Below are 527 nucleotides of genomic sequence, written 5' to 3' on the forward strand. Positions count from 1 at the left end.
GTGTTTAAAAACTAAAAAGGAGAGGATGCAAATGGAAAAGCTACAAGGGATAGTAGTTGATATCCAACACAGCGTTTTTGAAAATCAGTTGGAAGCCCTGATGTATGTGGTGAAGGATGTGTATGCAGCGGATACGAAATTTATATTTTCGATTCCTGCATTTACATTCTCAATCGCAATCGAAGAGGAAAATTACAACTGGCATTTGGAGGAGCAGTTCAGGCTAGAGAGTCTATTCCAGCCCGAGCGAAAGGAAAAATTGAAGGAGGAGATGCGTCGCATCATCAAACATTGGTATGACTTCTGAGTGACGGAAGTTGTAGGAGAGTAAGCAAAATGCAGAGCCTTTTTGGCTCTGCATTTTGTGTTCAACGCCGGCAAAGCCGGTGATTCGCGAAAGCGAATAATTTGGATTGACGCCAGTCGATCCTTGCCGATAGGCAAAATTAGTGACTTGCATGGGTCACGATTAGAAGCGAACGAAAAGTTCGCTGGCGTTAGGCTTAAATTCAAACATGCAGCAGGAA

General features: G+C 43.3%; 1 protein-coding gene. It reads left to right on the plus strand.

Annotated features, from left to right (window positions below; genetic code table 11):
* Positions 1–31: 31 nt before the first annotated feature.
* Positions 32–307, plus strand: coding sequence for a hypothetical protein (locus NRI27_RS17995; RefSeq protein WP_371391909.1), 276 nt, complete (start codon positions 32–34; stop codon positions 305–307).
* Positions 308–527 lie beyond the last annotated feature (220 nt).

Source organism: Sporosarcina sp. OR05, from assembly GCF_041414805.1.
Taxonomy (GTDB): domain Bacteria; phylum Bacillota; class Bacilli; order Bacillales_A; family Planococcaceae; genus Sporosarcina; species Sporosarcina saromensis.